The organism is Mycobacterium sp. E2699 (assembly GCF_001666745.1).
GTDB lineage: Bacteria > Actinomycetota > Actinomycetes > Mycobacteriales > Mycobacteriaceae > Mycobacterium.
Genome location: NZ_LZJH01000085.1, coordinates 1 through 700 on the forward strand (window position 1 = coordinate 1; position 700 = coordinate 700).

Sequence of the window (700 nt, forward strand, 5' to 3'; positions counted from 1 at the left end):
CAGCGCGAACAGCGCCGAATTGATCAGCGGCTTGTGCAGCAGCAGGTTGCTGACCAGGATGACCACCATCAGCGCGATCGCGACCTGCAGCAGCAGGTAGGAGAACCGGCGCAGCCCCACCTGGAAATCGGTCTCGGGTTGGCGCTTGTCCAAACCCGCTGCGATGCGGCCGAATTCGGCATCCCTGCCGGTGGCGTACACCACCCCGGTGCCCTCCCCGGCGCTCACGATGGTGCCCATGAAAGCGAGGTCGGTCGATTCGGCCAGCTCGGCGTCGGCCGGCACAGGCTGCGGTGACTTCTCCGAGCCGGTGGACTCCCCCGACAGGATGCTCTCGTCACATTCCAGCGCCGCGGTCTCGATCAATCGCACGTCCGCGGGGACGGCTTGGCCCAAGGAAAGCCGGATCACATCACCCGGGACCAGGTTTCGGACGTCGACATCGACGAATTTCCCGTCGCGTCGAACAATCGCGGTGTGATGGATGCGCGCATGCAGAGCGGCCGCAGCCTGCTCGGCGCGGTACTCGTTGAAAAACCCCAGTCCGACGCTGGCAGCGAGGATCACGCCGATGATCAACGCCTGGGTGTGGTCCCCGAGGAAATAAGACAGCACGGCGGTGACGGCCAGCAGGATGAGCACGGCGTTGTTCAGCTGGCGGGCCAGCACCGCCCACGCGCTGACATGGTGGGTCCGGATT

1 pseudogene is annotated in these 700 nt (G+C 65.4%); it reads right to left on the reverse strand.

The features are described from left to right. Positions 1 to 699 (reverse strand): annotated as a pseudogene (locus A5696_RS14685) (magnesium-translocating P-type ATPase); the annotation flags it as partial. Position 700 lies beyond the last annotated feature (1 nt).